Here is a 3,000-nt window from a genome sequence, read left to right on the forward strand (position 1 = left end):
GCCCGATGCCATGGCATCGGGCTTTTCTTTACAGCGCGGGCTCAGGCGTCGAGCAGAATCGACGTCCCGGTCATCTCCGCCGGCTTTTCCAGGCCCAGCAGCTTGAGCATGGTCGGTGCCACGTCGGCCAGCACGCCGCCCTCACGGACTTTGACGCTGCGCTTGCCGACATAGATGAACGGCACCGGCTCGGTGGTGTGGGCAGTGTGCGCCTGGCCAGTGGACTCGTCTTCCATCTGCTCGACGTTGCCGTGGTCGGCGGTGATCAGCGCTTCGCCCCCCACCTTGTCCAGCGCCTGGACGATGCGCCCGACACAGCCATCCAGCGCTTCGACCGCCTTGACCGCAGCACTGAACACGCCGGTGTGCCCGACCATGTCGCCGTTGGCGTAGTTGACCACGATCACGTCGTAACGCTGTTGCTCGATGGCCTCGACGATACGGTCGGTCACTTCCGGTGCGCTCATTTCGGGCTGCAGGTCGTAGGTGGCGACTTTCGGCGACGGAATGAGGATGCGCTCTTCGCCTTCGAACGGCTCTTCGCGTCCGCCGGAGAAGAAGAAGGTCACGTGGGCGTACTTTTCGGTCTCGGCGATGCGCAGCTGGGTCTTGCCGTTCTTGGCCAGGTACTCGCCCAGCACATTGTTCAGGCTGGCTGGGGCGAAGGCGGCAGGGGCGGGGATCTTCGCCGAATACTGGGTCAGGCCGATGTAGGCCGCCAGTTTCGGCAGGCGCGCACGGGGGAACTCGTTGAAGTCGGCCTCGACGAACACCCGCGACAGTTCGCGTGCGCGGTCGGCGCGGAAGTTCATGAAGATCACCGCGTCGCCGTCTTCGACCTTGACCGCCTCGCCGATGCGGGTGGCCTTGACGAATTCGTCGCTCTCATCACGTGCATAGGCTGCTTCCAGCCCAGCCACGGCGCTGTCGGCGCTGTACTCGGCGGTGCTGTCGACGATCAGGTTGTAGGCGGCGCTGACGCGGTCCCAGCGGTTGTCACGGTCCATGGCGTAGTAGCGGCCGATCAGGCTGGCGATGCGGCCCTTGCCCAGCTTGGCGAAGGTCGCGTCGAGCAGTTCGATGGACGACTGGGCACTGCGCGGCGGGGTGTCGCGACCGTCGAGGAAGGCGTGCAGGTAGATTTTCTCGGCGCCACGCTGCGCGGCCAGTTCGGCCATGGCGACGATATGGTCCTGGTGGCTGTGCACGCCGCCGTCGGAGAGCAGGCCCAGCAGGTGCACGGCCTTGCCGGCGGCAACTGCCTTGTCCACGGCGCCGGTGAGCACCGGGTTTTCGAAGAATTCGCCGTCGCGGATGGCCTTGGTGACCCGGGTGAAGTCCTGGTACACCACACGGCCGGCGCCGAGGTTCATGTGACCGACTTCGGAGTTGCCCATCTGCCCGTCCGGCAGGCCGACATCCATGCCGGAACCGGAGATCAGGCCATGCGGCTGGGTGGCGCGCAGGCGGTCATAGACCGGTGTGTTGGCGGCGTAGATGGCATTGTATTCGGGGCTTTCGCTGTGACCGAAACCATCCAGGATGATCAGGACCAGGGGCTTGGGCGTGCTCGTCATCAATCAAACTCACGGTTGTTCAAAGATGATAAAGACACGCATTTTAGGGCAAATCGGCCAGCGACGGCGAATATTCGTCGGTTCGCACGACCAGCGTCCCGACGGGTTGCAGATGAAGGCTGGTTCCGAGCCGGCCCGGCGGGCTTTGGCGGGCATGGGTGGCTGTGTATACTGGCCGGCATTTTCAATCGCCTGGAACACCCCTGATGGTTGCTCACTTGATTCAATTCGCGACAGATCACTTCATCCTGGTTGCGATCTTCTTCGTCCTGCTGATCCTGCTGCTGGTCAATGAAATCCGCCGCGGCGGCCAGAGCCTGAGCAACGGCCAGCTGACCGCGCTGGTCAACGCCGAGAAGGGCGTGGTGATCGATATCCGTCCAAGCAAGGAATACTCCGCCGGCCACATCGTCGGTGCGCTGAACATTCCGCAGGACAAAGTCGTCGGCCGCATTGCCGAGCTGGAAAAGCACAAAGAAAAGACCCTGATCATCGTCGATGCGATGGGCCAGCAGTCCGGCACCGTCTGCCGTGAGCTGCTCAAGGCTGGCTTCACCGCTGCCAAGCTCAGCGGTGGCGTGTCCAGCTGGAAAGCCGATAACCTGCCCCTGGTGAAGTGATATGAAGCCCGTCATCGTCTACTCCAGCGACTACTGCCCCTACTGCATGCGCGCCAAGCAACTGCTGGCGAGCAAGCAGGTGGCGTTCGAGGAAATCCGCGTCGACGGCAAGCCGCAGCTGCGCGCCGAGATGGCGCAGAAGGCCGGGCGTACCTCGGTGCCGCAGATCTGGATCGGCAGCACCCACGTTGGCGGTTGCGATGACTTGTTTGCGCTGGAGCGCTCGGGCAAGCTCGACGCCCTGCTCGAGGCCTGATTCACGCCTCTTTCAACCATTTTCAGAAAAGGATCTGCCATGACTGACCAACAGAACAACGGCGCCGCCGAAGAGAACAATCCACAATTCTCCCTGCAGCGCATCTACGTGCGTGACCTGTCGTTCGAAGCCCCGAAAAGCCCGCAGATCTTCCGCCAGCAGTGGGAACCGAGCGTCGCGCTGGACCTGAACACTCGTCAGAAGGCCCTGGAAGGCGACTTCCACGAAGTCGTGCTGACCCTGTCGGTTACCGTCAAGAACGGTGAAGAAGTCGCCTTCATCGCTGAAGTTCAGCAGGCAGGCATCTTCCTGATCTCGGGCCTGGACGCGGCGTCGATGAGCCACACCCTGGGTGCGTTCTGCCCGAACATCCTGTTCCCGTATGCGCGTGAAACCCTCGACAGCCTGGTCACCCGCGGCTCGTTCCCGGCGCTGATGCTGTCGCCTGTGAACTTCGATGCCCTGTATGCCCAGGAGCTGCAGCGCATGCAGGAAGCTGGCGAAGCGCCTTCCCTGCAGTAATCGTTTTCGCGCGACACAAAAAAAA

General features: G+C 62.8%; 4 protein-coding genes. 3 read left to right on the top strand and 1 reads right to left on the bottom strand.

Going from position 1 to position 3,000, the window contains the following annotated elements:
• Positions 1-41: 41 nt before the first annotated feature.
• Positions 42-1,577 (bottom strand): 2,3-bisphosphoglycerate-independent phosphoglycerate mutase, encoded by a 1,536-nt coding sequence (gene gpmI, locus HU729_RS25265; protein ID WP_186665652.1) that lies wholly within the window; start codon positions 1,575-1,577, stop codon positions 42-44.
• A gap of 206 nt (positions 1,578-1,783) precedes the next feature.
• Here gpmI and HU729_RS25270 point away from each other — a divergent pair, with 206 nt between their 5' ends.
• Genes HU729_RS25270 through secB form a run of 3 tightly spaced genes read left to right on the top strand, consistent with a single transcriptional unit; the run spans position 1,784 to position 2,975 of the window.
• Positions 1,784-2,197, top strand: coding sequence for a rhodanese-like domain-containing protein (locus tag HU729_RS25270; protein ID WP_186711900.1), 414 nt, complete (start codon positions 1,784-1,786; stop codon positions 2,195-2,197).
• A 1-nt stretch (position 2,198) separates the two neighbouring features.
• Complete coding sequence (gene grxC, locus HU729_RS25275) at positions 2,199-2,453, top strand: glutaredoxin 3 (RefSeq protein WP_054891214.1); 255 nt, start codon at positions 2,199-2,201, stop codon at positions 2,451-2,453.
• A gap of 39 nt (positions 2,454-2,492) precedes the next feature.
• A complete protein-coding gene (gene secB / locus HU729_RS25280; protein WP_186665655.1) occupies positions 2,493-2,975 on the top strand; it encodes a protein-export chaperone SecB in 483 nt (160 codons plus the stop codon).
• The last annotated feature ends 25 nt before the right edge of the window (positions 2,976-3,000 follow it).

Source organism: Pseudomonas sp. RW10S2 (genome assembly GCF_014268985.1).
In the GTDB taxonomy this organism is placed as follows: Bacteria; Pseudomonadota; Gammaproteobacteria; order Pseudomonadales; family Pseudomonadaceae; genus Aquipseudomonas; species Aquipseudomonas wayambapalatensis.